General features: G+C 73.3%; 1 protein-coding gene. It reads right to left on the bottom strand.

Annotated features, from left to right (window positions below):
• Positions 1-754: solute carrier family 23 protein (locus tag AC1DWF_RS33980; protein WP_476842889.1), on the bottom strand; the 754-nt coding region annotated here is incomplete at both ends.

Consider the following 754-nt stretch of genomic DNA (forward strand, 5'->3'; position numbering starts at 1 on the left):
TGGCGATGACGGGCGCGAGCGTGCGGTTCGCGATGGACAGCCCCACGCAGGCGGCCGAGGCCGAGGGCGCCATGCCACCGAAGAGGCCAGATGCCGTCAGCGTCAGCGCATTCGCCAGCAGCCCGCGGCGCAGCGGGCCGCCATCCGGCTTGCGCCATTCCGCATCCGCCGCGCGCTGCAGCGCCAACAGATTGCCCAGCAGCACCGCCTTGGCCGGCACGATCGCGAAGGCGAATCCCAGTACGAGGGCGATCGGCAGGCCATCGAAGCTCGGCAGGATGGGTTCCGGCCAGGCCAGCCAGGGATTGGCCGCGAGGATGGCCATGAGGCCGGAATCGCCCGGCAGCAGCGCCACCACGCCCCAGCCGAAGCCGGCGCCGACCAGCACGCCATAGGGCGCCAGCCGCGTGCGCGAGAGCGCGATCCCCGCCATCACCAGGAAGGCGGCCAGGGTGATCGCGACATCCGCGACCTGCGCCGCCCCGGCGGAGGGCCCGCGCAGCCGCAGTTCGTCCAGCATCACCGGCACCAGCGAGACGCCGAGCAGTACGACCACCAGCCCCGCAAGCTCCGTCGGAACCAGCGCCTGCGGCCGCCGGATCAACAGGCTCGCCGCGATCGCGACGGCGCCGGCGATGACCAGAAGCGCGCCCGTCCGGTCAGGCGACAGCCCCGCGCCCGCGCAGAGCAGGTAGATGCCGACGAAGACCGGCGAAGGAATGGCCGGCACCTGGTAGCCCGCGCCGAGCGGGCC

The organism is Aminobacter sp. P4_D5 (assembly GCF_056401815.1).